Source organism: Pseudomonas sp. SL4(2022) (assembly GCF_026625725.1).
Classification (GTDB): Bacteria; Pseudomonadota; Gammaproteobacteria; order Pseudomonadales; family Pseudomonadaceae; genus Aquipseudomonas.
In genome coordinates, this window is sequence record NZ_CP113060.1 from 3,408,924 (window position 1) to 3,431,295 (window position 22,372).

Sequence of the window (22,372 nt, forward strand, 5' to 3'; positions counted from 1 at the left end):
AGCAATTGAGCGGATTATGGTTGAGAAAAATCAGTGGTATAACCAGTCAGTAATTAGCCGTTCATGGTTTAAATAATAACGAAAACTGAATGCTGGGTTGCACCGAAATAGTTGCTGGCAAACTTTAATAGGTTGCCGGCCTGGTATTAACATGCAGGCAAAGCGCTGTGGCCGATGAAGAATTGCGAGTATCGACCCAGAAGAGAACGGATGTCAGTCATATAACGAGCCGAAACCAAATGAACTCAGATAATTTGTAAAAGCAAAGGGCTGACTTGGATGTTGCGATTTTGTGTCCTGCACATATTTTTATGCTTCCTTACATCTTAAGTCCGCTGATTTTATAGCCGCTTCTAACGTTTGGCTAAGGGGGCACGTTCAGTGAGCACAGCGAACAGTTCGAACCAGTTGTTACGTGCTTGCGGGCTCATTAAATAGCACTTTATTTGAAAACGGGTCCGTAACGGTAAAACAACGATCACCCCATGGGGCCTGCTCAATTTCTGGCTTATTGTACTTATACGGCCGGGAGGTTACCTCATGATAAAGAGTTTCAATGTCACTTACGTTGACAAAAACCTTACTGCCTGGCGTGCAATCACCTGAGTGCTCGCTGAGATGGAAAACAAGATTTCCTTTTGACACCTGCATGTATATCGGAAAATTTTCCTCAAAGCGATGTTCCCAATCGAGGTTCATACCCAAAAAGTCGAGGTAGAACTCTTTCGCTTTACCTTCATCGAAAATCCGCAAAATGGGTATTGTTTGAAATTCCATGATTGATCCTTGATTGTACATAGGGCCGAATTCAGCGGTGGTTTTTAAATTGTGGTTTATGGGATGCATTTGCGCAGCAAAAACATAAAGCTGAGAACTAAAAGCTGTCCAGTCACGAAGTCGCGATACTGGAGCGACTTGTTATGTGTTTTTAGAAGAAGCTTAACTAATTTTTATAAATAAACGGTTGATGAGTCTGGTTATTCAGCTATCTGTTTTTTTGTAAAAAATATAACAAGTGGAGTGGCAATAACCAAAAACAATATTTGATAGAGAGGTATAAATATGAAGGCGAGGCCGCCTTGTGCGTCTGGGTGATAATATGATATGTCAACCATGCAAGCTATACCTATCCCGCCAGCCACTAGCTCTAACAGAGTAATGGTTTTTAAAAAGGTGACGTTTTTATTTACAAATGCAAGAAATAAAACATAAAGCCAAGGGGAAATTCCCCACAGGCTAAAATATACCGCCTCCAAAGAAAAAAGTTTATTTATCATGCTAAGAATTAAAAATAGAACAACGCTAATAATTAGCGCAGACAGCAAATAACATAATTTTCTCATTCTGGCCCCACATAACGCTTGATTAAGGAGTGGGCTTAGCCCGTCCCAGTGAGTGCTGTAATGGACTCTCCCCGCACCACAGTTCTATACCCAGAGCCGTGGTGACTGAACAAAGGGCGAGGCGCGATGAAGCGAATTGCAGTTGATCTGGCCAAGTCCATTTACCACGTTGCCAGAGTGTCCGTTCCGGCCAGGTGGTGCAGCGCAAGCGGCTGAACCGAGAGGCATTATAGGCGATAGATACAGGAGCAGGCCGAACCGGTCGAGTGGGTGATGGAGGCCTGTGGTACAGCCCACTACTGGGGGCGCGTAGCGCAGTCCTTGGGGCATCGGGTGAAGTTGATCCGTGCGCGCTATGTGCGGCCCTATCGCCGGCGCAACAAGACCGACCGTACGACTGCGACGCAATACTGGAAGCGGCGCGCTGCAAGGATATCTATCCCGTCCCGGTGAACCCCCACGAGCATCAACTGCTGCAGCAACTGCACGGGCTGCGCGAGACCTGGAAGAAAAGCCGCACCCAGCGTATCAACTTGTTGCGCGGCATCCTGCGCGAGGCGGGTATCGAAGCCCCAGCATCGACAGCGGTTTCTATCCGTGCCGCCCACGCGTTGGTTGACCGCCCAGAATTGGCCCCCTTGCGGCATCAACTGCATATCGATCTGGCGGAAATCAACCTGTAAGAACCATGCATGGTCGAGTGCGAGCAGCAGCTCAAACGTTGGCACGCTGACGATGAAATCGTGCGCAAGCTGGATGAAGTCAGCGGTATTGGCCTGCTGATGGCCGGCGCCCTGACAGCGGCTGTCGGCAAGCCGGAGCGCTTTGCCAGTGGCCGCCAGCTGAGCGCCTGGCTGGGCATGACACCGCGTGAGTTCAGCAGCGGCGACCGCCGCAAGCTCAGTCATATCAGCCGACAGGGCAACGTCTATGTACGCACCCTGTTGATCCATGGTTCCCGAGCGGCCTTGCTGGCGGCGCAGCGCTGCCAGGCACGCCCGCCGGAGAAACTGACCGAGTTACAACGCTGGGCAGTCGAAACGGCAGCCCGTATTGGCCACAACAAAGCGACTGTGGCGCTGGCCAACAAATTGGTCAGGATCTGCTGGGCGGTGTGGTGCCATGAGCGGCGTTTCAATGGCACTTGGCAGAGCACAAAGCCCGTCTGACGCCGGGGGTAATCAGAAGGGAGTGATGGTTTTCTTGTGGTTGCGGTGAGCAGCACTGTCGGAACAGGCGAGTCCTGCAGCGGAATAAGGCCGATAACAATCATGATCCGCATGATCGATTGAACGCTTGGCCCCCGCTGCGCGAACTACAGAATGGCCAGGGCGGAACAGCCCAAAACAGGCCGCATATACGAATGCAACCGCGCTGACGACAAGTGCAAAAGAAAAGCTTTGCTCACTACTTGAGGGGAGATTCCATATACGCATTGTTATGTTGCATTGCGCTGTTGGCTTTTTCTGTGAGCTAGGCAACCGCCTATATAGGCTAAAATCATAGCTAAGCCAACACTTGACCAGAGTCTGATTTTTGCCGCTACCTCTACTTTTGCGTAAGCCTCTGGAGGTACTTTTTTGAGCAGGGTGAGAAGTTTTGTATCTAGTTCTTCTCTGCTGGTTAGGTTGCTGCGAATAGCTTCATATTCGGATGAAAGATCACCGGAAAAGAAAACGTGATCCATATACTTTTGATAAGCCATTTTCATTAGCCCGTCAGCGCAAAAGAAAGCAAAACTGAGAGTGATGAAAATTATTGCTGTAGTTATTTTTTGCTTTGATGGCTTAAGTAGATTCATTGATTATGCTACATAACGTTTGGTTAAGGGGCGGGCTTTAGCCCGTCCCAGCGAGCGAAGCGAACGGTTTGAACCAGTTGTTAAGAGGAGCTAAGCACTTAAAGGCCAAGGCAACCACCCACAGAATCCTCCAAAATCTCTACGAGCTCGGGATCCATGTATTTGTACTCGTCTGGGATTTCCAGCACATGAATAGGCTTGTGATCTAGAAGACGAGTAAATTCCGCAACTAACCTGTTCTTATGCTTCTGCTCCATGACAATAATGACATCAGCCCAGCGGATGTCCGCTGGGCCTACTGTTTTTCGAGCATTTGGGCTTGTACCCGCAGACCGAACACTGATATCTGGGTGTTTACGCCAGACTGTTTCAGCTGTGGGGCTTCGCCACTGATTGCGACTACAGATAAACAGCACATTTTTCATGGTTCTATTTGTCTTCCAAAGGCTGCTCGTTGTCCAGAATCTGACGCGATGTCTTTATCGGATAGTCTATTCCTAGTTGCTTTGCTCGAATGAGTTTCTCCGACCGTATGTACATCAGTTTCCAGTTCTTCTCATGCTTTTCTTTGGAGTCTTGAGATTGACCGCTTGTTTTAGATTTCATTTTTGTTTTAAAACGCCTCCAAGCTCGATTTCTTTCTTTGTTCATTGCTCTTCCTCATTCCTTTATCGGGTTCAGCAGTCGCGATAATACGGAGAGGAATTCACTACGATTTTCGTGCGCCCCTTAACGATTAAGCTAAGGGGCCGGCTTTAGTCGGTCCCAGCGAACGAAGTGAGCGATTTGAGCGCATTATTAGAGGCCGTGTCGCTCAATAATTAGCGTGCTGTAGACATCGCTGAGAACAAATGGATTCCCCATTCCTGATTTCAGCCTCCATTCACTGCCGGTCTTTGTAACGGTAAATGTTTTTTTCAGAAAACCGCCGCTAGGGTGTTTTTCAATTTGCTGACCTTGAATATTGCTTGTATTTAAAAGCTCATAAGTTACCGTTGAAACACATACTGTAGGGCGACAAATGGGATCAGAGAACGCGTATGAAGTTATAACTGTCATCATGTCATACCCAGATTCATCATAGAACTCACTGACATCTAAGTAGGTTTTTACATAGTTTTTCCAGTCACTACCACCAAGCCGATAGCCAGCCGCGTCATATTTTAAATATTCTGCCACCGCTTGTTCAGGCGTTTCCCAAGCCCAAGCATTGAAAGTTAAACAAGCTGCTAGGGTGAACACGATAACTCGCATAAGGCCTCTAACGTTTGGTTAAGGGGCGGGCTTTAGCCCGTCCCAGCGAGCACAGCGAGCGATTTGAACCAATTGTTAGACGCTCGGATGTACGCATAATTTGAAGCACCGTATTCCTGCTTGTAACGCGTTACGCGAAATACCTGGCGAAACGCGATAAATCCAATGTTTCGATATTGCTGGCAAACCGCAATCTCAACGTGCCCCGATGGTGGCGGCGATGGTTCAGTAAACACAAAATTTTAAACTGTGTGAAGCCTAAAGCATTGGAGCGATATTGCTGATGTACGCGATTAAAAACCAAACAAGCTGAAAGCGATTGGCTAACGATTAAGCTAAGGGGCGGCGGAACGCCGTCCCAGCGAACGAAGTGAGCGATTTGAGCGCCTTGTTAGGCGCCATAGACGCGAAGTAACTCAGTGACGAGAATACCGTTAATTGCCATGCCATTTAAATTTGCGTCTGTGATTGTAACGTTGCTTAAATCGACATTATTGAGTTTGGCCCCGGTTAACGAAACGTCGGTGAACGTTGAGCCAGAAAGGTTGACGTCATTGAATTTAGCGAGTTGCAGGTTTACGTCGTTGAAGCTCGCCTCAGGTAATGAGACTGCCTTAAATTCCGATAATTTTTTAGTCACGTTGAACTCTCCATGTTTGGTGCCTAACGTTTGGTTAAGGGGCGGGCTTTAGCCCGTCCCAGCGAGCACAGCGAGCGATTTGAACCAATTGTTAGACGCTCGGATGTACGCATAAATTGAAGCACCACATTCCTGCTTGTAACGCATTACGCGATAAACCTGCGAAACGCGATAAATCCAATGTTTCGATGTTGCTGGCGAACCGCAATTTAGACGTGCCCCGATGGTGGCGGCGATGGTTCAGTAAACACAAAAATTGAAACTGTGTGAAGCCTAAAGCATTGGAGCGATATTGCTGATGTACGCGATTAGAAACCAAACAAGCTGAAAGCGATTGGCTAACGTTTGGTTAAGGGGCCGGCTTTAGCCGGTCCCGAGTGAGCGGAGCGAACGGCTTGAACCATTTGTTAGGCTGTTGCACTCGGTTCTAAAGTGGAAATTACAACAACCCATAATCCAAGAGTGGCTAGAAAGTTGATTGTGAAAACTAAGCCGCGCAACCGTACGTTTGTGGTGAGTATTTGTACGCAGCTATGAACCACACGCCCCAAAATGAATATCCACGCTAGCCAGACTGCAGCAGCTAAAGCTGATTGGTTTTGAATTAGTAGAATGCACGCAGCATAGAAAAATACGGGCCACTCGAACTGGTTTGAAAGATTTGCGCTAATTCGAGGTTCTACTACTACCCAAGGATTGCTTCCATCTGCTTTTTTGCCTATGCCCCACACCTTAGGTGCGCGTGCGATAGTTAATAGCACGTAAAGGAAAGAGGTGAGAGCTATATGAGCTGCCATAGGAAGTATGAGCGGATTCAATGTGGTGGTCCTCCGTGACGACGATTTAAATCAACAGTCTAACGTTTGGTTAAGGGGCGGGCTTTAGCCCGTCCCGAGTGAGCGAAGCGAACGACTTGAACCACTAGTTAGGCTGGTTACCTATCAGGATATAGCCTTGATCGTTGCTGCATTTAGTTGACTCCCCTTTTTTGAGAGTGGTAGTCGTGCTTAGGGAAATTTCCCGGGTTTCATTTGATGAACTAATGTACCCGTTTTTACTGATGCACCACGACCAATAAAAGTAGCGTACTCCGTGAAGCATGAATGGATACATAATTTCCCACTCAGCTTCTCTGCTTAGCTTTGCTATTCCATGCGAGTCAGTGATGAGGGTGCTTTTCTTGTGTAAGACTCTGTGAGGATTAAATGCGCTGATTATTAATATATTTGCGTCAGGTATAGGCATGCCAGTCTGGTCATTTACTTGAATAGTTATGTCTGGTTGGGTTGTGATATACCGAGGAAAAGGAATGCACCCAGTTAAAATTAACGTTATAGCTATGGATGAAATGATGAGCTTCATGTGATGCCTAACGTAGAAGTGAGGGGCGGCCGGAGCGAAGCGTAGGGAACCACAAGCGCAGCTTGTGGCCGTCCCTCTCGACTGCCGGGTTAGGCGATGTTTGCATCGTGAATGCGCTTTACCGTTAAGAGCATTTCTGTCTCTGTGCGTTATGGAACATAAACCATATAGACCTCAAAAACGAAACCAGAACTTGATTCTGACACCTTGGCACTCAGAATCATGTCGCTGCGCCCCTCTCCTTCAGTCCATAGGTCTATGAGTACATCCCATCGTGTGCCCATCCAAATGCACACAGAAGTCTCCCATGTGTCTTCCGGTAACTCGATAAGTGTCTCGCCATAGTCTTGGATATATTCTTCTATCTGATTGGCTGTCTCTGACGTGATAGGCAAAACACCTAGAACTCCAAGATCAACCTGATAATCTTGCTTGGTGAAAGCGCTAACGATCCTACGAAACACAGGTCTCCAAATCAAAGGGACTGGCAACTCATGCTCTTCATCTTTGACTACAGAGACATCGCTAATTCCGTTCAGGTCGGTCATAGAGTTGTTCGCCTAACGTTTGGTTAAGGGGCTGGCTTTAGCCAGTCCCAAGTGAGCGAAGCGAACGACTTGAACCAGTAGTTAGAGGTTGACATCGCAAACTGGCCTGTCGGTGTGCGCTTTACCTGTTTCTATGTCGATAAAAAGCCCCGACTCTGAAAATTTAAACCCATACCAGCCGACCCACAAGCAACCCTCTTTTTCGTAGGGCTCAAGATCCGTGAATTTCGCTGCCATAGATTGAACCTCGTCCTTTGTTTTTCCCATGAGCGAAATTTTTAGCATGCCCACTGCTTGAGTTTTTGAACCGTTCAGCTCATAGAGCTCTTGATTCATATATGTGCGAGTTACTGCGGAGTCAATCGTGGTGCACAGCCAAAAGATATTAGTTCCTACCAGCAGTAGGCTGAGCGTGATTATGGCGATGCGAATTTTCACGCAAACCTCTAACGATTAAGCTAAGGGGCCGGCTTTAGCCGGTCCCAGTGAGCGAAGCGAACGATTTGAGCGCATTGTTAGGTGCGATCGTGATTTAATACTTGACTGATAATTCAATATTGTTACTTCCAAAATTGAACTCCACTGTGCAGCTTGACCAGGGATTTTCGGCTGTGCAGTAGTTGTTATGGATAAAAATTTTTCTTAGCTCAACAAAAAGATCGAGTAATTCCGAGTCTACGCTGGCAGTTGCAGGGATGAACCAGTCTTTTACTCCGGAGTTGTCGATATAGTCATAAGATATTTTGGCGTGATCATTATTTACAGATAATTCTGCTGTGCAGACCGTTCGGGTTGAATTGCTGGGCGTAATTTCTTTTAAGATAAGTGCAATTCTATTGTAGATATCGTTTTCGGATGTATTGCTCATCTGTAAGACACCTAACGTTTGGTTAAGGGGCGGGCTTTAGCCCGTCCCAGTGAGCGAAGCGAACGATTTGAACCACTTGTTAGGCAAGCGGTTGGCCTGCTTGAGGCAGGACGTAATTGCTAATTATTATCTGACATATTTTTGCACAAGCTCTTACAGTCGGCCTCATTTCTAACCATGCATTTAGGGAATTTTGTAACGCCTCTTGAGACAAATGCGCAGTAATCATCATTGTATCTCTTGACTTCATTTCTATTTTTGTAAGTTTGAAATACTGATAAGTAAGACTTTGCGTTGAGAAGTAACTTGTGTGTTTCTCTGTATTCGTCGGGCGTGTCATTACCTTTGACTATTTGCGGACTTATACATGCGTTATCGAAAACTCTACTATTTTCTTCTGCGTTTTCTATTTCAGTTGCGACTAATTGCGTGAGTTGATCTGGTGTTGCGGATATTAACTTTTTAGGTAGTTCTGTGGCGTAATAGTTTAAAAAAGTATAAGCGTCATTGTCACATCTTGGGTTTGCATGAATTGGCGCAGAAAGAAATATCGTAAGCACGAAAATATAATTTCTCAATTTTAAATCCTAACGTGCTTGTTTGGCATTATTACTTGTTGTCTAAAGTTTGGTTAAGGGGCGGGCTTTAGCCCGTCCCAGCGAGCACAGCGAGCAATTTGAACCAATTGTTAGACGCTCGGATGTACACATAATTTGAAGCACCGCATTCTTGCTTGTAACGCGTTACGCGATAAACCTGGCGAAACGCGATAAATCCAATGTTTCGATGTTGCTGGCGAACTGCAATTTCAACGTGCCCCGATGGTGGCGGCGATGGTTCAGTAAACACAATTTTTGAAACTGTGTGAAGCCTAAAGCATTGGAGCGATATTGCTGATGTACGCGCTTAAAAACCAAACAAGCTGAAAGCGATTGGCTAACGTTTGGTTAAGGGGCGGGCTTTAGCCCGTCCCAGTGAGCGAAGCGAACGATTTGAACCGGTTGTTAGGGGATTCATATGCAATTAAAGAAAATGTGAGATTCAATTTCTGCTACTTTCCCGTTTTCTAGCTTGGCGATTGCCCGCCATTCACGCGCACAGACAATGAATATGAGTTTTGATTGTGTTGCGTATACATAGTCGCGTTGATCATCAAAGTATTTCTCTGCTTTGTGCTGGCTAGCTGAGAAACCCTTATCTTCAAAGACTTTAATGGCATCTGCTGCAGTTCGCCCTTCAATTTTCCATGAGTGCACGACCTTCTTAAAGTCGCTGATTTTTGCTGGATATGGGGAGCATCCTGTTGTTAGCAGTATCAGCGAGCCTGCGAAAAGTATGCCTGCGATGCGGTTCGACATGTTTTCCCTAACGTTTGGTTAAGGGGCGGGCTTTAGCCCGTCCCAGCGAGCGCAGCGAGCGATTTGAACCAATTGTTAGACGCTCGGATGTACGCATAATTTGAAGCACCACATTCCTGCTTGTAACGCGTTACGCGAAATGCCTGGCGAAACGCGATAAATCTAATGTTTCGATATTACTGGCGAACCGCAATTTCAACGTGCCCCGATGGTGGCGGCGATGGTTCAGTAAACACAAAAATTGAAACTGTGTGAAGCCTAAAGCAGTGGAGCGATATTGCTGATGTACGCGATTAAAAACCAAACAAGCTGAAAGCGATTGGCTAACGTTTGGTTAAGGGGCGGGCTTTAGCCCGTCCCAGCGAGCACAGCGAGCGATTTGAACCATTTGTTAGGCTACCCAATATTTAATCTGGGCTGCTCACGTAGGGGTAGTGTTTTCTTCCTTGTTCTCTTGCAGACTTTATTAGCTCTTCGGACGGCATTTTTTTTACATTCGGATTGTTCATTTTTGCAAACATTACTGAGTAATGAAGAAAGTAAGTTCTCATTCTTTCTTTTTCTATCTCACCAGCTTTATGAGCGCTCAAAACCTTTGTGGCGATGTCCGAACCTTCGTTGTCGGCGCACTCTTGGATTTTTGCCGTCGTTGCGGCGTCGTAAGCTCCAGAGGGGTTTGGTGTGACTTTCAGTTTTCCCATGCACCCTAGCGCCACTAATTCCTGTGCTGCAATTAAATCTTCATGGATATTTTTTTTCTCATGAAGGTTTCCGGCCGATGCGATGCTGGAAAGCAGCAAGGTTAATACTAGTGCATATTTTTTAAGCTCTAAATTCACAGTAAATTTCCGATTCGTGGTACGGCTCTTTCTTTTTTGCCTAACGTTTGGTTAAGGGGCGGGCTTTAGCCCGTCCCAGTGAGCGAAGCGAACGGTTTGAACCATTTGTTAGGCACAAACCAAAATTGCTTCGTCGGATGATCCGGAATTTAGTATTTTGAGATCAGTAATAAAGTTATCTAGAAGTACCGGCTCTGTGCTGAGATACATTTTTGCTTCACTAGCCACCTGTGTTTTTGGAAATTCCTCAAACTCCGATTGCTGATACGTGGATATAAGTAATTTTCCTTGGTTGTGGAAGTGTAGCCGGGCTTGGAATCCAACATTGGCGTACTCCGCGCCAAACTCACCAAGTTTTATATCATACAAGCCGCCATGAATATGATTTCGAAAAATACTCAAATCTTTAATTAGTTGAGTCAATGCATCTGGGTCAGCATAAATATTGTTAGAAAATATAGATTTTCCGTTACAAACCGTCACCGTTAATTCGATGAGGTCATCGTCGTTCCATATTTTCTTTAAGGCAACGCATGGAGTCATTGTTTTGCCTAACGTTTGGTTAAGGGGCGGGCTTTAGCCCGTCCCAGCGAGCACAGCGAGCGATTTGAACCAATTGTTAGACGCTCGGATGTACACATAATTTGAAGCACCGCTTTCATGCTTGTCACGCGTTACGCGATTAACCTGGCGAAACGCATTAAATTTAATGTTTGCAATGTAACTGAACGGCTGGGGTTTTACCTGTGCCCCGATAGTGGCGGCGGACGTTCAGTAAATGCAAATTTCGAACCGTTGTAAACCCGAAAGCAGTGGAGCGATGTTGCTGATGTGCGCGGTGCAAAACCAAACAAGCTGAAAGCGATTGGCTAACGTTTGGTTAAGGGGCGGGCTTTAGCCCGTCCCAGCGAGCGTAGCGAGCGATTTGAACCATTTGTTAGACGCTCGGATGTACGCATAATTTAAAGCACCGCTTTCCTGCTTGTAGCGCTTTGCGCGATGAACCTGGCGAAACGCAATAAATTTAATGTTTGCAATGCAACTGGCAGCCCGCAATTTCAACGTGCCTCGATAGCAGCCTGCGTACGCACAGCAACCGCAAGACTAAACCCGAGAAAGCCCCGAAAGCAATCGCGCGGCCTTACGAACAACAATTACGCAACGAACGAAACGCGATAAATCCAATGTTTGCAATGTGACGATCTGAACGCAGTGTTGAAAAATGCCACAAATATAATGGGCGTCCGTTCAGCCAATACACATTTCAAACTGTGAAAACCTCGAAAGCAAACGTGCGTTGTTATGGGTGTACGCATTACTAAAAACAAGCTTTGGAAAGATGGACGTCTAACGTTTGGTTAAGGGGCGGGCTTTAGCCCGTCCCAGCGAGCGCAGCGAGCGATTTGAACCAATTGTTAGACGCTCGGATGTACGCATAATTTGAAGCACCACATTCCTGCTTGTAACGCGTTGCGCGAAATACCTGGCGAAACGCGATAAATCCAATGTTTCGATGTTGCTGGCGAACCGCAATTTAGACGTGCCCCGATGGTGGCGGCGATGGTTCAGTAAACACAAAAATTGAAACTGTGTGAAGACTAAAGCATTGGAGCGATATTGCTGATGTACGCGATTAGAAACCAAACAAGCTGAAAGCGATTGGCTAACGTTTGGTTAAGGGGCGGGCTTTAGCCCGTCCCAGCGAGCACAGCGAGCGATTTGAACCACTTGTTAGGCAGTTATACGTTATTCGCTTGTCGTTCACTATGAAGCTTTTGAATGACTTGATGGATTTTTTGATTTTCTTTCGTGAGCTTTTCGAGGCCGTTTGGAGTTATGGTTCCTCGCTCCATTAACTTTGCTAGTTCTAGATGGTAGTGAAAGTACAAGGTTGCAGGCGGTATTTGGCCATACTTCCCACTAGCGCGTGCTAGTTCGATATTGTGTTTATAGTCAGCCATGGCAATTTCGGTAACTAAACGAATGCGCTCTCGTTTTGCTTGAGAGGTTGCTTGAATCCAAACGGTAAGAACGGAAGCTCCGGCTCCGATTAGAGCGCCGATGAGTGCTGAAAGTAGCGGATCCATACAATGCCTCCTTGCGATATTGCCTAACGATTAAGCTAAGGGGCGGGCTTTAGCCCGTCCCAGCGAACGGAGTGAGCGATTTGAGCGCATTGTTATGCGCCGCCATTTATATTGAATTGACCGGTTAAATATAAGCCAACAAGTACGACGAAGGTGAAACCTACGAAGCTACACAAAAGCCCTTGCCGCGTATCGGTGTGTAGATAGTCATGCGTAACTTTTTTGGGATAGATGCCAAGAGACAATATTTTGCATATTGGCCATCCGATGTAATAAAAGACGAAGTTGAAAAGTACTTCGACGAGGAAAAAACCGATGGCTCTCAAGAAGCCTTTCCCTATTTCACTGACTATGTCTTCCATTGGCGACTCAGATACTCAGAAAGGTGCATAACGATTAAGCTAAGGGGCCGCGGAACGCGGTCCCAGCGAATGAAATGAGCGATTTCAGCGACTTGTTATGTTGCATGGCGCGATGTCTTTTTTGACAAAATTATGCATGCGGAAAGATAAGCGCATGCGAGAAGAATAAGAAAGTTTGCTGCAAGCCATTTGTTTCGGACTGACAGCATTTCGCCGGAATTCTTCTCTGCAAGTTCAATGCTGATATCTGCAATTTTTTGGTCACGTTCGCAGGGGAAAGCCTCACTGATTTGTTTTATCTTTGTGGCTAGTGGCTCGCCAAGAAAAGCCTCATTCATCTGCTTCGAGGTTTCTTTCGTGAGTGCGGTGTTTAAAACACCATATATCATGGTTGTTAAAATTATTAATACAGTGGCCCCAAGCTTCGCGAAGCTCGGTTTTAGTGCGGCGAAAAACATAGTTGCTCCTGTAACATAACGTTTGGTTAAGGGGCCGGCTTTAGCCGGTCCCAGTGAGCGAAGCGAGCGATTTGAACCAATTGTTAGGCTTACTGCTTGACAATGACGGGAATAGGTTCAGCTTTAAGTTTGTACTGACTGACTATTGATAATGCTTCAGCTTTGCTTAGTACGTTGAGCTGCAAATTATTTATTGTTTCTTCTGGAGAGTACATTGAGCGGAGCAGCAAGGTGCGATAAACATCCATTCTTTCTTCTGGGCTTGTGCAGCGTGCCGCGCAGAATGCGGTGTAAACTCTAGCCATCTCTTCCCAGATAACAAGATTACTCTCTGGATTTAGATCTCTCTTGTACAGATCCACTGCTTGCTCGTAGCTAATGCCATCAACTGGTTCAAATACATCTGTAGTAGCCTTTATTCTTGGTAGTAGCTCAGGAGGTAAACTGCTGTAAACATGCTCGTTAAGGCTAACTTCATTCGGGTCAACGGTTATGGTTTCAGCTGCTGAGGTATTAGCTGTGGCTAGTAATGCCAGAAGAGCAATAATTTGATACTTCATAGTTCCCTCTAGGGCCTAACGTTTGGTTAAGGGGCGGGCTTTAGCCCGTCCCAGCGAGCACAGCGAGCGATTTGAACCAATTGTTAGACGCTCGGATGTACGCAGAATTTGAAGCACCGCATTCCTGCTTGTAACGCGTTACGCGATAAACCTGGCGAAACGCGATAAATCCAATGTTTCGATGTTGCTGGCGAACCGCAATTTAGACGTGCCCCGATGGTGGCGGCGATGGTTCAGTAAACATAAATTTTGAAACTGTGTGAAGCCTAAAGCATTGGAGCGATATTGCTGATGTACGCGATTAAAACCAAACAAGCTGAAAGCGATTGGCTAACGTTTGGTTAAGGGGCCGGCTTTAGCCGGTCCCGCAGTGAGCGAAGCGAACGACTTGAACCAATTGTTATGTGCGGGGCTCAAGTGGAAACCCCTCCGGCTGCTTAGGGAATGCTTTGGTTGGGGAGGGTAGTAATGAGTTGGTTACCCATATTTTAGCGTCAGGCTCAAGCTGCAAATAAATTACTCTGCGTGAGAATGGCCCCCAGCCAAACCACTCAACCTGTATGTGTCCGTAAGTTGGGTGTTCATATTTGTATAGTGCCGAGCCTATAGTTATTGCAATGGCGTAGTACTCAGTATCGTGAATCTCTTCGGTTTGACCTTTTGCTAGATTGATGGCTGTTTGGTCAATTTCAATTTTTACGTCTTGGCCTGAATTGTTGTAGAGGCGAACGGTTACAGGTATTGAGCAGGACGAAATGACTGCTAGCAAGGTGAGTGCGATTAGAGCTTTTATGAGTTTCATAGGCACATAACGTTTGGTTAAGGGGCGGGCTTTAGCCCGTCCCAGTGAGCGAAGCGAACGGTTTGAACCAGTTGTTATGTGTTTTGTTCACTATTTAATCGTGATTTAGTAATTTGTGTTTTGACAAAGCGACTTTGCTGCATCGTAGTATTCATTGGTTTTTGTTTCTGTGGAATATATTTGCATCCACTCAATACCATTCGAAGCTGGTAGCAACAGTGCGGTCATATTTGATAAGGCAGCTTCCTTGCATTTTTTTATTGCTGAGGGTGTATTTCCAGAATTTGGCGTAGTGGATAATCCCGGAGCATGGCAGTGTGGGAAAAGATTAATGTAATTAAAGTTATCATTTTTTAGTATAAAGACAATGGATCCGCGCTTCCATGCGCATGAATTCCATAGTTCTTCATGCGCTGCTATGCATTCCATTTCTAGATTAAATTTAAATTTCCCTTGGTCGCTAATTAGTATTTTTTTGTTTTTTATATATAGTGGGTTGTCTTTTTTTAAGCCATATACATAAGCGTTTTCGCATGACTTGATTAATGGTTTTAAAACTAAATCATGACATGGTTGCTTTCTAAGTGCGTCATAGTGATGTCGCACTTCTGGTGGTGTTAGCCCAACGATAAGTGGCATGTAGTAATTTTGAGTGTTCAATGGGAAACCCGTAAAAACACATAACGTTTGGTTAAGGGGCGGGCTTTAGCCCGTCCCAGTGAGCGAAGCGAACGGTTTGAACCATTTGTTAGGGCTTCTCATCAGTACAGGAAAACTCTGGGTAAGCGTGATCCACGCAAATGGCCATGTTTTTCAATGCGGGCTGATTGCACCTTGCCCACGTACATTTTTTGCTGCCGACGCCACCATGAAATTGGATGAAGAACTCTCTTCGATATGGACGATCATCAAATGATTGCCAAATTTCAGGCTGCGACACTTTTATAGCAAAGTCAGATCTATCGTCTACATCGAGCTGCCAGTATGTTTTGCACTCGCTGCATTGATATAGACGCAACCATGGGCGCTCCGAAATAAGGTGAAAGCTACTACAAAAATCTTTTTCTGACTCTCCATAGCTAACGCAGCTAGATAAATTGGCGCAGTCGCACGGCATGGTTTGCCCTAACGTTTGGTTAAGGGGCGGGCTTTAGCCCGTCCCAGCGAGCGCAGCGAGCGATTTGAACCATTTGTTAGACGCTCGGATGTACGCATAATTTAAAGCACCGCTTTCCTGCTTATAACGCGTTACGCGATGAATTTGACGAAACGCAATAAATTTAATGTTTGCAATGCAACTGAAAAACCACGATTTCAACGTGCCTCGATGGCAAACGGCGTAAGCACAGCAACCGCAAGACTAAACCCGAGAAAGCCCCGAAAGCAATCGTGTGGCCTTACGAACAAAAATTGCGCAACGGATGAAACGCGATAAATCCAATGTTTGCAATGTTACGACCTGAACGCAGTGTTGAACGATGCCACAAATATAACGGGCATACGTTCAGCCAATACACATTTCAAACCGTGAAAACCTTGAAAACATACGTGCGTTGTTACGGGTGTACGCATTACAAAAACAAGCTTTGGAAACATGAACGTCTAACGATTAAGCTAAGGGGGGCTTTAGCCCGTCCCAGCGAACGAAGTGAGCGATTTGAGCGCATTGTTATACGGCTATTTCGCATGCAATGTTTTGGTGTTGAGGTATTTTAGTATTTCTTTGCAATCGGATTCGTAGCCGTGGTTAGGCATGTTATTTATAAATTTTGCCCAATTTTTAAAGGTGTCGCGGTTTTCAGTGTTCGCAACAATTTCCGCATCAGAGCCGAGCTTTGACAATATATCGGAATAGCACATGTTTTGACTGAATGAATTTGAAAAGACACCAGCATAAAAAATAATGGCGGCAGCAATAATGCTTACGGCAACAGTGTTAACTATTTTTAGGTACACCGCAGACTCTCCTTAGCCTTATAACGTTTGGTTAAGGGGCCGGCTTTAGCCGGTCCCAAGTGAGCGAAGCGAACGACTTGAACCACTAGTTAGGTGGGTAGCTCGATGCAGCCTGCAAGCTCATTCCAGGTATTTGCAATTTTTTGTGCGTAACGAGCTTCCATGCCTATGAGCGGCAGCATGAATACCTCTCCCTGTGAGTTGAAAGCCAGTATTTCTCCGCCTCCGTTACCTGCAAAAGCAAGATAGCCGGGGGCAAGCTCTTTAATCTGTATGTCCTCGCTATTTCTAGCAATATCCTCTGGAAGCCAGAGCTCAACGTAGCCAGGTTTGCCTTCTGTAAAGGACTCTATGGCACCGTGCAGGGCAATAAATTCTAGATACTCGGGCGGAATGCGAATTTCCATATTCACCTAACGTTTGGTTAAGGGGCGGGCTTTAGCCCGTCCCAGCGAGCACAGCGAGCGATTTGAACCAATTGTTAGACGCTCGGATGTACGCATAAATTGAAGCACCACATTCCTGCTTGTAACGCATTACGCGATAAACCTGCGAAACGCGATAAATCCAATGTTTCGATGTTGCTGGCGAACCGCAATTTAGACGTGCCCCGATGGTGGCGGCGATGGTTCAGTAAACACAAAAATTGAAACTGTGTGAAGCCTAAAGCATTGGAGCGATATTGCTGATGTACGCGATTAGAAACCAAACAAGCTGAAAGCGATTGGCTAACGTTAAGTTAAGAGGCGGGCTTTAGCCCGTCCTAGTGAGCGTAGCGAACGACTTGAACTTGTAGTTAGACGCGGTGGCAAGTCGGACATCGATTTGGTAAGCGACGAAAACTTTACCTTAAGTCGAACCAAAATGGTGGGCAACGAACGTGCTGACGTTTGCCGATAAAGCAAAATCTTGCAAGCAAAGCGTTGTGCGCCGATGAAGGGACGCGAGTACCGACCAAAAAGAGAACGGATGTCAGTCATTTTGCGAGCCGAAGAGGAGGGGATTCAGTTCGTTTAGCAAAATTAAAGTATATAACTGGATACTGCGATTGTGAGACTTTGACATAATTTTGATGCTTCCTTGCATATTAATACCGCCAAATTTATAGCCGCTTCTAACGTTTGGTTAAGGGGCGGGCTTTAGCCCGTCCCAGTGAGCGAAGCGAACGGTTTGAACCTATTGTTAGGCCGTTAGCAGGCTTGATGCAGCAGCGTACTGACATCTTATTTAGATAATCCTGGAAAGATGATAGTAAGCATTAAAGCTGCTGACGCAAGTGCTAGCGGAAATGCCAAACATGTCTTGTGTATTTTCTTGGTTTTTTCTCTGAACACGTAGGTTAGAGAGAATGCCGCTGCGATAGTGGTTAATGACCAACATGAAGCGACCCAAGCTATTAGGTTTAACTCACCCTTTAGGCTGTCATCTTGCGTTGCAAGATACTCCATTGACGCCCATGCGAATATGGCCAGTGCGACCAAACCGATTGAGTAGAGCAGGCACGACGCAGTGGCGCTGATTATCTGAGTTTTTGTCATTGGCCTAACGTTTGGTTAAGGGGCGGGCTTTAGCCCGTCCCAGCGAGCGCAGCGAGCGATTTGAACCAATTGTTAGACGCTCGGATGTACGCAGAATTTGAAGCACCGCATTCCTGCTTGTAACGCGTTACGCGATAAACCTGGCGAAACGCGATAAATCTAATGTTTCGATATTACTGGCGAACCGCAATTTCAACGTGCCCCGATGGCGGCGGCGATGGTTCAGTAAACACAAATTTTGAAACTGTGTGAAGCCTAAAGCAGTGGAGCGATATTGCTGATGTACGCGATTAAAAACCAAACAAGCTGAAAGCGATTGGCTAACGTTTGGTTAAGGGGCCGGCTTTAGCCGGTCCCAAGTGAGCGAAGCGAACGACTTGAACCACTAGTTAGGTGGGTAGCTCGATGCAGCCTGCAAGCTCATTCCAGGTATTTGCAATTTTTTGTGCGTAACGAGCTTCCATGCCTATGAGCGGCAGCATGAATACCTCTCCCTGTGAGTTGAAAGCCAGTATTTCTCCGCCTCCGTTACCTGCAAAAGCAAGATAGCCGGGGGCAAGCTCTTTAATCTGTATGTCCTCGCTATTTCTAGCAATATCCTCTGGAAGCCAGAGCTCAACGTAGCCAGGTTTGCCTTCTGTAAAGGACTCTATGGCACCGTGCAGGGCAATAAATTCTAGATACTCGGGCGGAATGCGAATTTCCATATTCACCTAACGTTTTGGTTAAGGGGCGGGCTTTAGCCCGTCCCAGCGAGCGCAGCGAGCGATTTGAACCAATTGTTAGACGCTCGGATGTACGCATAATTTGAAGCACCACATTCCTGCTTGTAACGCGTTGCGCGAAATACCTGGCGAAACGCGATAAATCCAATGTTTCGATGTTGCTGGCGAACCGCAATTTAGTCGTGCCCCGATGGTGGCGCGATGGTTCAGTAAACACAAAATTTGAAATTGTGTGAAGCCTAAAGCATTGGAGCGATATTGCTGATGTACGCGATTAAAAACCAAACAAGCTGAAAGCGATTGGCTAACGTTTGGTTAAGGGGCGGGCTTTAGCCCGTCCCAGTGAGCGAAGCGAACGATTTGAACCATTTGTTAGGCTCTCATTGAGTGCGAGGCATGATAGTGAATGAAATTACAATTTGTTCTGGCACTTGCTTGAAGTTGTATTTAACTGATTTTTCAACAAGCTCTGAGATTTCTTCTAATTGTTTTGAGCTAGGTATGCTTGGAAAGGTAACACTTACTGTTGTTAGAGTGCCGTTATGCCAATTGAACCCAACAAAAGGTTTAATTCCTATGTTCTTCTCTAGGTCTTTTGCAGACAATTCTGAATATTTAAGGCCATCCTTCATGCTGCTTGCGACGTCGCAACCTGCAAGTAACATGACTAAGAGAACGATGAATATATTACGCATTCAGTGATCCTGTTGTATGCCTAACGTTTGGTTAAGGGGCGGGCTTTAGCCCGTCCCAGTGAGCGAAGCGAGCGATTTGAACCAGTTGTTAGGCTTTTCATTTGATAGGCATTGAGAGCGGCCCACACCACATAACAGTATTGCAAACAACGGTTTGATTCATTAAGTAGCCAATAAGTAAGCCGCCTAACCCCATTGATAAGGAAGTATAAGGTAATGTGATGTTTTTTCTCTTTGCTGTTACTGCGGCTAATAGGACACCAATAATAGCGCCTGGAAGTGAGGAGACATGACCCAGACCTAGCAGCCCTTCAGGGTGTGATGAGCTCCAGTTGACCGACATTACGCAAAGTAGTGTTATGGCAATTCCTAGCGAAGCACCTGTAAGAAAGAGCGGTGCAGGTCGAATGACTGCACACAAACTCAAAATGACAGCCGGAACAGTGAAGTAGTACCAAATGCCTAAATACAGCGCATCTCCTTTTATTGATGTAATAAATATAACTGCTAGCGAAATAAGTGCTGCTAGAAATATGTCATTTGAACGTGATGGATGCATTGAAGGCCTAACGTTTGGTTAAGGGGCCGGCTTTAGCCGGTCCCGAGTGAGCGAAGCGAACGACTTGAACCAATTGTTAGAGGTTAATTACGCAATTGGCCCTTAGAGCGTAGACCCTCGCTAAAAATAGAGCTAACAGTGGCATGCTGTTTATCTCTCTCATGAGACCCGGCAAAGACACTACCACCACTGACTTAGTAATGTTAGTGAGATAAGCATAAGGCTGATAGCAACAGCCTTAGGAAAGGTGGCTCGCAGGATAAATATCGCGCACGCCAGCATCAGTAGAAAATAAACAGTATTTAAAAATATTATGCTTGTAACAATGCCAGAGAAAAATAAGCCTAAATACAGGCAGATAGTGATAATTGAAGCTATGAAGCATTTTGTAAAGCTACGATCTTCGATTTTTAATATATATGCAAAAAACTTTAGAATTACAGAGTTGAGCGCTGATCCTAGAAAAATAACCGCGATAGAATTCATTTTTAATCTCTAACGTTTGGTTAAGGGGCCGGCTTTAGCCGGTCCCGAGTGAGCGAAGTGAACGGCTTGAACCAATTGTTATGCATGCAGACGCTCAAGCGTTAGTAGTGCTAATGAAATATAGTGGCCATGCTGCTCTGAGATATATTCTAGTGTTGATTCTAGACATTGAATTTGAGCTTTGCTGAGTGTGCCGTATCGTACGTCGATATTTTGCACGCGACTTTCATCGGACTCAAGATCGTTTATTAAGCATTCTGTGAGGGTGTCATATTTATCCGTGCACCTGATGATTGCACGGACAAGTGAAGGCAGAAACCATTGCATGCCTTTTGCAGAAAGATTTGAAAGCTCACTATGTAAATATATGACTCCGTCCTTGGGTAGCGAAGGTCCTGTGTAAGCCTGCATGTGTGCTTTTATAAATTTGCAGCGCCAGTCAGAGTCATCAAAGTACATGAGTTCGGAGTCGGATGGTTTGCCCACGAAAGGAAAAGCCTCGTCCACCAAATTGAGGAGTTGCTCTTTGTTTAGGTATCCGAGATAAGTCATGGGTTTAGTGCATAACGTTTGGTTAAGGGGCCGGCTTTAGCCGGTCCCGAGTGAGCGAAGCGAACGGCTTGAACCAGTAGTTAGGTGCCGGCCACATGTTTAGCCCAAAGCAACTCAAATTCGTGGCTACTAATTTCTATACCCTGAAATTCTGGATCTAAATTTATCTCTTTCAGGTCCGGTACGGCCATTAAGCCTAAATCAGTGCCAGGAGTTGCTCCAATGATTGAGGCGTAACCGACCTCACCATTACGGAAAAACTCCATCTTACGTGTCTCAAACCGCTGAGCATCAAGCTCCGATACCAAACGTATTGGTTCAGATTCAAACTCGTGATTCCAGGCTACATCGATGTATTTCATGGCACCTAACGATTAAGCTAAGGGGCAGGCTTTAGCCTGTCCCAGTGAGCGCAGCGAACGGTTTGAACCAATTGTTAGACGTTCGCCGGTATTAACCGTAATTCTAATGCCCAATTCGAAATGAAATGACTGATTCTTTCTTCTTGGAGCTTCAGTGAAAGATCAATTATTTTTTGCTCTGTCTCTTTGTATACAAATTGACCTTTGTACATGTCTGCAAATTCAAATTTACTTGGAATTATGAGGTGAGCAATTGATGAATATTCAAAAGGTTGCCCCCATGTACCGCCGTCAAAAACACCTGTGTCTCCGTACTCCCCTTTTCGCGGCAGCCCGCATTTCCAATAACCTGCGTCGCTGAGTATCCGGTCAAAAGTTGTCCAAGAGCACCAGTTTTCTGAAAGATATAACGAGTGGCTACCTTCACCAAGAATCTCATTACAGAGGTCGAGAAATTTTACCCATTCTTGAGTATTCATATGACGTCTAACGATTAAGCTAAGGGGCGGGCTTTAGCCCGTCCCAGCGAACGAAGTGAGCGATTTGAGCGCATTGTTAGAGAATACCTAACTCTTCGGGCCATGCTTCGTCGCCTAATGCTTTTGCAGTTTGGATTAAACACTGCTTTTCTGCCTCCGATGCTGCGCCAAGTTCGGAAGCAATTGTTTCTAGCAATGCGACGTCTTCATCGTTGTCCGAGTTGCTTCGATCATTGATGTATTTGCAGGCAATGATCAGTGTGCGAGCGAGGACTTCCATAGTGTTCTCTAACTATAAATAGACACCAATTGGTGTCATAACGTTTATGGGGTGTGGTGGATAACATTCCTTGTCATGCGATAAGCTTTTGAATTCCTTGCATTTCCCAAAAGAAAATACGACACAGCAAAAATGAAAAGCGGCATGGTGCTGAAGACAAGCTGGACTCATACTTTAATGGTGATAGAGGCTACTGGTCGGTGTTGTGGCTGTCTAGCCAGCGTGTCGATAAGTGTCGAAATCACTAGCCAGAGAAGGCCGGCATTGGACAGAATGGTGGTGTTTAGCTGTGCTGGCTTGCTGGTTTTATCCAACAAAGGTCAGCTACGGAGGGGTGTCGAAACGGGTTCGAATCCCACCCCACCTTCACCGCCAGATTGATTAACGAAAAGCCCGACCCTGTGTCGGGCTTTTTCGTTTCTGCATTCAGCGGTCGGCTTGGCTACTTCTATGGTGTG

At 45.8% G+C, this 22,372-nt stretch carries 26 protein-coding genes and 1 pseudogene; 1 reads left to right on the forward strand and 26 read right to left on the reverse strand.

The genetic code is table 11. The features are described 5' to 3' along the window. Positions 1-411: 411 nt before the first annotated feature. Complete coding sequence (locus OU997_RS16105) at positions 412-777, reverse strand: glyoxalase superfamily protein (protein ID WP_267807515.1); 366 nt, start codon at positions 775-777, stop codon at positions 412-414. A 692-nt stretch (positions 778-1,469) separates the two neighbouring features. Here OU997_RS16105 and OU997_RS16110 point away from each other — a divergent pair. Beyond that, a pseudogene (locus OU997_RS16110) lies at positions 1,470-2,512 on the forward strand (IS110 family transposase). A 269-nt stretch (positions 2,513-2,781) separates the two neighbouring features. Here the strand turns inward: OU997_RS16110 and OU997_RS16115 are convergent. The 25 genes from OU997_RS16115 to OU997_RS16235 all read right to left on the reverse strand — a co-directional run bounded on the left by OU997_RS16115 (position 2,782) and on the right by OU997_RS16235 (position 21,914). Beyond that, positions 2,782-3,144 carry a hypothetical protein gene (locus tag OU997_RS16115; protein ID WP_146180705.1) on the reverse strand — a complete coding sequence of 121 codons (363 nt, stop codon included), beginning with the start codon at positions 3,142-3,144 and terminating at the stop codon, positions 2,782-2,784. A 429-nt stretch (positions 3,145-3,573) separates the two neighbouring features. Further along, positions 3,574-3,795 (reverse strand): hypothetical protein, encoded by a 222-nt coding sequence (locus OU997_RS16125; protein WP_267807518.1) that lies wholly within the window; start codon positions 3,793-3,795, stop codon positions 3,574-3,576. Between the two features lie 147 nt (positions 3,796-3,942). Beyond that, complete coding sequence (locus tag OU997_RS16130) at positions 3,943-4,398, reverse strand: hypothetical protein (RefSeq protein ID WP_267807520.1); 456 nt, start codon at positions 4,396-4,398, stop codon at positions 3,943-3,945. 391 nt (positions 4,399-4,789) lie between these two features. Then, the gene (locus tag OU997_RS16135; RefSeq protein ID WP_267807521.1) at positions 4,790-5,038 is read right to left on the reverse strand and encodes a pentapeptide repeat-containing protein; all 249 of its coding nucleotides are present in this window, start codon (positions 5,036-5,038) and stop codon (positions 4,790-4,792) included. A 407-nt stretch (positions 5,039-5,445) separates the two neighbouring features. After that, on the reverse strand, positions 5,446-5,835 hold the full coding sequence (locus tag OU997_RS21060) for an MAPEG family protein (RefSeq protein ID WP_420713280.1): 390 nt from the start codon (positions 5,833-5,835) through the stop codon (positions 5,446-5,448). A gap of 714 nt (positions 5,836-6,549) precedes the next feature. After that, positions 6,550-6,948 (reverse strand): DUF7668 domain-containing protein, encoded by a 399-nt coding sequence (locus tag OU997_RS16140; RefSeq protein WP_267807522.1) that lies wholly within the window; start codon positions 6,946-6,948, stop codon positions 6,550-6,552. Between the two features lie 81 nt (positions 6,949-7,029). Further along, the gene (locus OU997_RS16145; RefSeq protein WP_267807524.1) at positions 7,030-7,386 is read right to left on the reverse strand and encodes a hypothetical protein; all 357 of its coding nucleotides are present in this window, start codon (positions 7,384-7,386) and stop codon (positions 7,030-7,032) included. Positions 7,387-7,480: 94 nt separating this feature from the next. Next, entirely contained in the window at positions 7,481-7,816 is a 336-nt protein-coding gene (locus tag OU997_RS16150; RefSeq protein ID WP_267807525.1) for a hypothetical protein, read from the reverse strand. A 1,013-nt stretch (positions 7,817-8,829) separates the two neighbouring features. Further along, positions 8,830-9,174: a hypothetical protein gene (locus OU997_RS16155; protein WP_267807526.1), complete on the reverse strand. Its 345-nt coding sequence runs from the start codon at positions 9,172-9,174 to the stop codon at positions 8,830-8,832. 407 nt (positions 9,175-9,581) lie between these two features. After that, positions 9,582-10,013 carry a hypothetical protein gene (locus OU997_RS16160; protein WP_267807528.1) on the reverse strand — a complete coding sequence of 144 codons (432 nt, stop codon included), beginning with the start codon at positions 10,011-10,013 and terminating at the stop codon, positions 9,582-9,584. A gap of 108 nt (positions 10,014-10,121) precedes the next feature. Next, entirely contained in the window at positions 10,122-10,556 is a 435-nt protein-coding gene (locus OU997_RS16165) for a hypothetical protein (protein ID WP_267807529.1), read from the reverse strand. Between the two features lie 1,196 nt (positions 10,557-11,752). Beyond that, the gene (locus tag OU997_RS16170) at positions 11,753-12,100 is read right to left on the reverse strand and encodes a hypothetical protein (RefSeq protein WP_267807531.1); all 348 of its coding nucleotides are present in this window, start codon (positions 12,098-12,100) and stop codon (positions 11,753-11,755) included. Between the two features lie 457 nt (positions 12,101-12,557). Further along, complete coding sequence (locus OU997_RS16175; RefSeq protein WP_267807533.1) at positions 12,558-12,920, reverse strand: hypothetical protein; 363 nt, start codon at positions 12,918-12,920, stop codon at positions 12,558-12,560. An 89-nt stretch (positions 12,921-13,009) separates the two neighbouring features. Then, positions 13,010-13,480 carry a hypothetical protein gene (locus tag OU997_RS16180; protein WP_267807534.1) on the reverse strand — a complete coding sequence of 157 codons (471 nt, stop codon included), beginning with the start codon at positions 13,478-13,480 and terminating at the stop codon, positions 13,010-13,012. A gap of 400 nt (positions 13,481-13,880) precedes the next feature. After that, positions 13,881-14,282 carry a hypothetical protein gene (locus OU997_RS16185; protein WP_267807536.1) on the reverse strand — a complete coding sequence of 134 codons (402 nt, stop codon included), beginning with the start codon at positions 14,280-14,282 and terminating at the stop codon, positions 13,881-13,883. Between the two features lie 105 nt (positions 14,283-14,387). Continuing rightward, positions 14,388-14,921, reverse strand: coding sequence for a hypothetical protein (locus OU997_RS16190; RefSeq protein ID WP_267807537.1), 534 nt, complete (start codon positions 14,919-14,921; stop codon positions 14,388-14,390). A gap of 1,038 nt (positions 14,922-15,959) precedes the next feature. Further along, entirely contained in the window at positions 15,960-16,238 is a 279-nt protein-coding gene (locus OU997_RS16195; protein WP_267807539.1) for a hypothetical protein, read from the reverse strand. Between the two features lie 89 nt (positions 16,239-16,327). After that, positions 16,328-16,645 (reverse strand): SMI1/KNR4 family protein, encoded by a 318-nt coding sequence (locus OU997_RS16200; RefSeq protein WP_267807540.1) that lies wholly within the window; start codon positions 16,643-16,645, stop codon positions 16,328-16,330. Positions 16,646-18,165: 1,520 nt separating this feature from the next. After that, a complete protein-coding gene (locus OU997_RS16205) occupies positions 18,166-18,483 on the reverse strand; it encodes an SMI1/KNR4 family protein (RefSeq protein ID WP_267807540.1) in 318 nt (105 codons plus the stop codon). Positions 18,484-18,881: 398 nt separating this feature from the next. Continuing rightward, positions 18,882-19,196 (reverse strand): hypothetical protein, encoded by a 315-nt coding sequence (locus OU997_RS16210; RefSeq protein WP_267807541.1) that lies wholly within the window; start codon positions 19,194-19,196, stop codon positions 18,882-18,884. Between the two features lie 97 nt (positions 19,197-19,293). Then, positions 19,294-19,755: a hypothetical protein gene (locus OU997_RS16215; protein WP_267807542.1), complete on the reverse strand. Its 462-nt coding sequence runs from the start codon at positions 19,753-19,755 to the stop codon at positions 19,294-19,296. Between the two features lie 564 nt (positions 19,756-20,319). Then, positions 20,320-20,793, reverse strand: a complete 474-nt coding sequence (locus OU997_RS16220; protein WP_267807543.1) for a hypothetical protein — start codon at positions 20,791-20,793, stop codon at positions 20,320-20,322. 80 nt (positions 20,794-20,873) lie between these two features. Beyond that, positions 20,874-21,155, reverse strand: a complete 282-nt coding sequence (locus OU997_RS16225; RefSeq protein WP_267807544.1) for a DUF6881 domain-containing protein — start codon at positions 21,153-21,155, stop codon at positions 20,874-20,876. Between the two features lie 74 nt (positions 21,156-21,229). Further along, a complete protein-coding gene (locus tag OU997_RS16230) occupies positions 21,230-21,634 on the reverse strand; it encodes a hypothetical protein (RefSeq protein WP_267807545.1) in 405 nt (134 codons plus the stop codon). 76 nt (positions 21,635-21,710) lie between these two features. Next, entirely contained in the window at positions 21,711-21,914 is a 204-nt protein-coding gene (locus OU997_RS16235) for a hypothetical protein (RefSeq protein ID WP_267807547.1), read from the reverse strand. Positions 21,915-22,372 lie beyond the last annotated feature (458 nt).

Coding starts and splice junctions, on each gene's coding strand:
- OU997_RS16105 (WP_267807515.1), bottom strand. CDS start 777: ATGGAATTTCAAACAATACCCATTTTGCGGATTTTCGATGAAGGTAAA.
- OU997_RS16115 (WP_146180705.1), bottom strand. CDS start 3,144: ATGAATCTACTTAAGCCATCAAAGCAAAAAATAACTACAGCAATAATT.
- OU997_RS16125 (WP_267807518.1), bottom strand. CDS start 3,795: ATGAACAAAGAAAGAAATCGAGCTTGGAGGCGTTTTAAAACAAAAATG.
- OU997_RS16130 (WP_267807520.1), bottom strand. CDS start 4,398: ATGCGAGTTATCGTGTTCACCCTAGCAGCTTGTTTAACTTTCAATGCT.
- OU997_RS21060 (WP_420713280.1), bottom strand. CDS start 5,835: ATGGCAGCTCATATAGCTCTCACCTCTTTCCTTTACGTGCTATTAACT.
- OU997_RS16140 (WP_267807522.1), bottom strand. CDS start 6,948: ATGACCGACCTGAACGGAATTAGCGATGTCTCTGTAGTCAAAGATGAA.
- OU997_RS16150 (WP_267807525.1), bottom strand. CDS start 7,816: ATGAGCAATACATCCGAAAACGATATCTACAATAGAATTGCACTTATC.
- OU997_RS16155 (WP_267807526.1), bottom strand. CDS start 9,174: ATGTCGAACCGCATCGCAGGCATACTTTTCGCAGGCTCGCTGATACTG.
- OU997_RS16165 (WP_267807529.1), bottom strand. CDS start 10,556: ATGACTCCATGCGTTGCCTTAAAGAAAATATGGAACGACGATGACCTC.
- OU997_RS16170 (WP_267807531.1), bottom strand. CDS start 12,100: ATGGATCCGCTACTTTCAGCACTCATCGGCGCTCTAATCGGAGCCGGA.
- OU997_RS16175 (WP_267807533.1), bottom strand. CDS start 12,920: ATGTTTTTCGCCGCACTAAAACCGAGCTTCGCGAAGCTTGGGGCCACT.
- OU997_RS16180 (WP_267807534.1), bottom strand. CDS start 13,480: ATGAAGTATCAAATTATTGCTCTTCTGGCATTACTAGCCACAGCTAAT.
- OU997_RS16185 (WP_267807536.1), bottom strand. CDS start 14,282: ATGAAACTCATAAAAGCTCTAATCGCACTCACCTTGCTAGCAGTCATT.
- OU997_RS16190 (WP_267807537.1), bottom strand. CDS start 14,921: ATGCCACTTATCGTTGGGCTAACACCACCAGAAGTGCGACATCACTAT.
- OU997_RS16200 (WP_267807540.1), bottom strand. CDS start 16,645: ATGGAAATTCGCATTCCGCCCGAGTATCTAGAATTTATTGCCCTGCAC.
- OU997_RS16205 (WP_267807540.1), bottom strand. CDS start 18,483: ATGGAAATTCGCATTCCGCCCGAGTATCTAGAATTTATTGCCCTGCAC.
- OU997_RS16210 (WP_267807541.1), bottom strand. CDS start 19,196: ATGCGTAATATATTCATCGTTCTCTTAGTCATGTTACTTGCAGGTTGC.
- OU997_RS16215 (WP_267807542.1), bottom strand. CDS start 19,755: ATGCATCCATCACGTTCAAATGACATATTTCTAGCAGCACTTATTTCG.
- OU997_RS16220 (WP_267807543.1), bottom strand. CDS start 20,793: ATGACTTATCTCGGATACCTAAACAAAGAGCAACTCCTCAATTTGGTG.
- OU997_RS16225 (WP_267807544.1), bottom strand. CDS start 21,155: ATGAAATACATCGATGTAGCCTGGAATCACGAGTTTGAATCTGAACCA.
- OU997_RS16230 (WP_267807545.1), bottom strand. CDS start 21,634: ATGAATACTCAAGAATGGGTAAAATTTCTCGACCTCTGTAATGAGATT.
- OU997_RS16235 (WP_267807547.1), bottom strand. CDS start 21,914: ATGGAAGTCCTCGCTCGCACACTGATCATTGCCTGCAAATACATCAAT.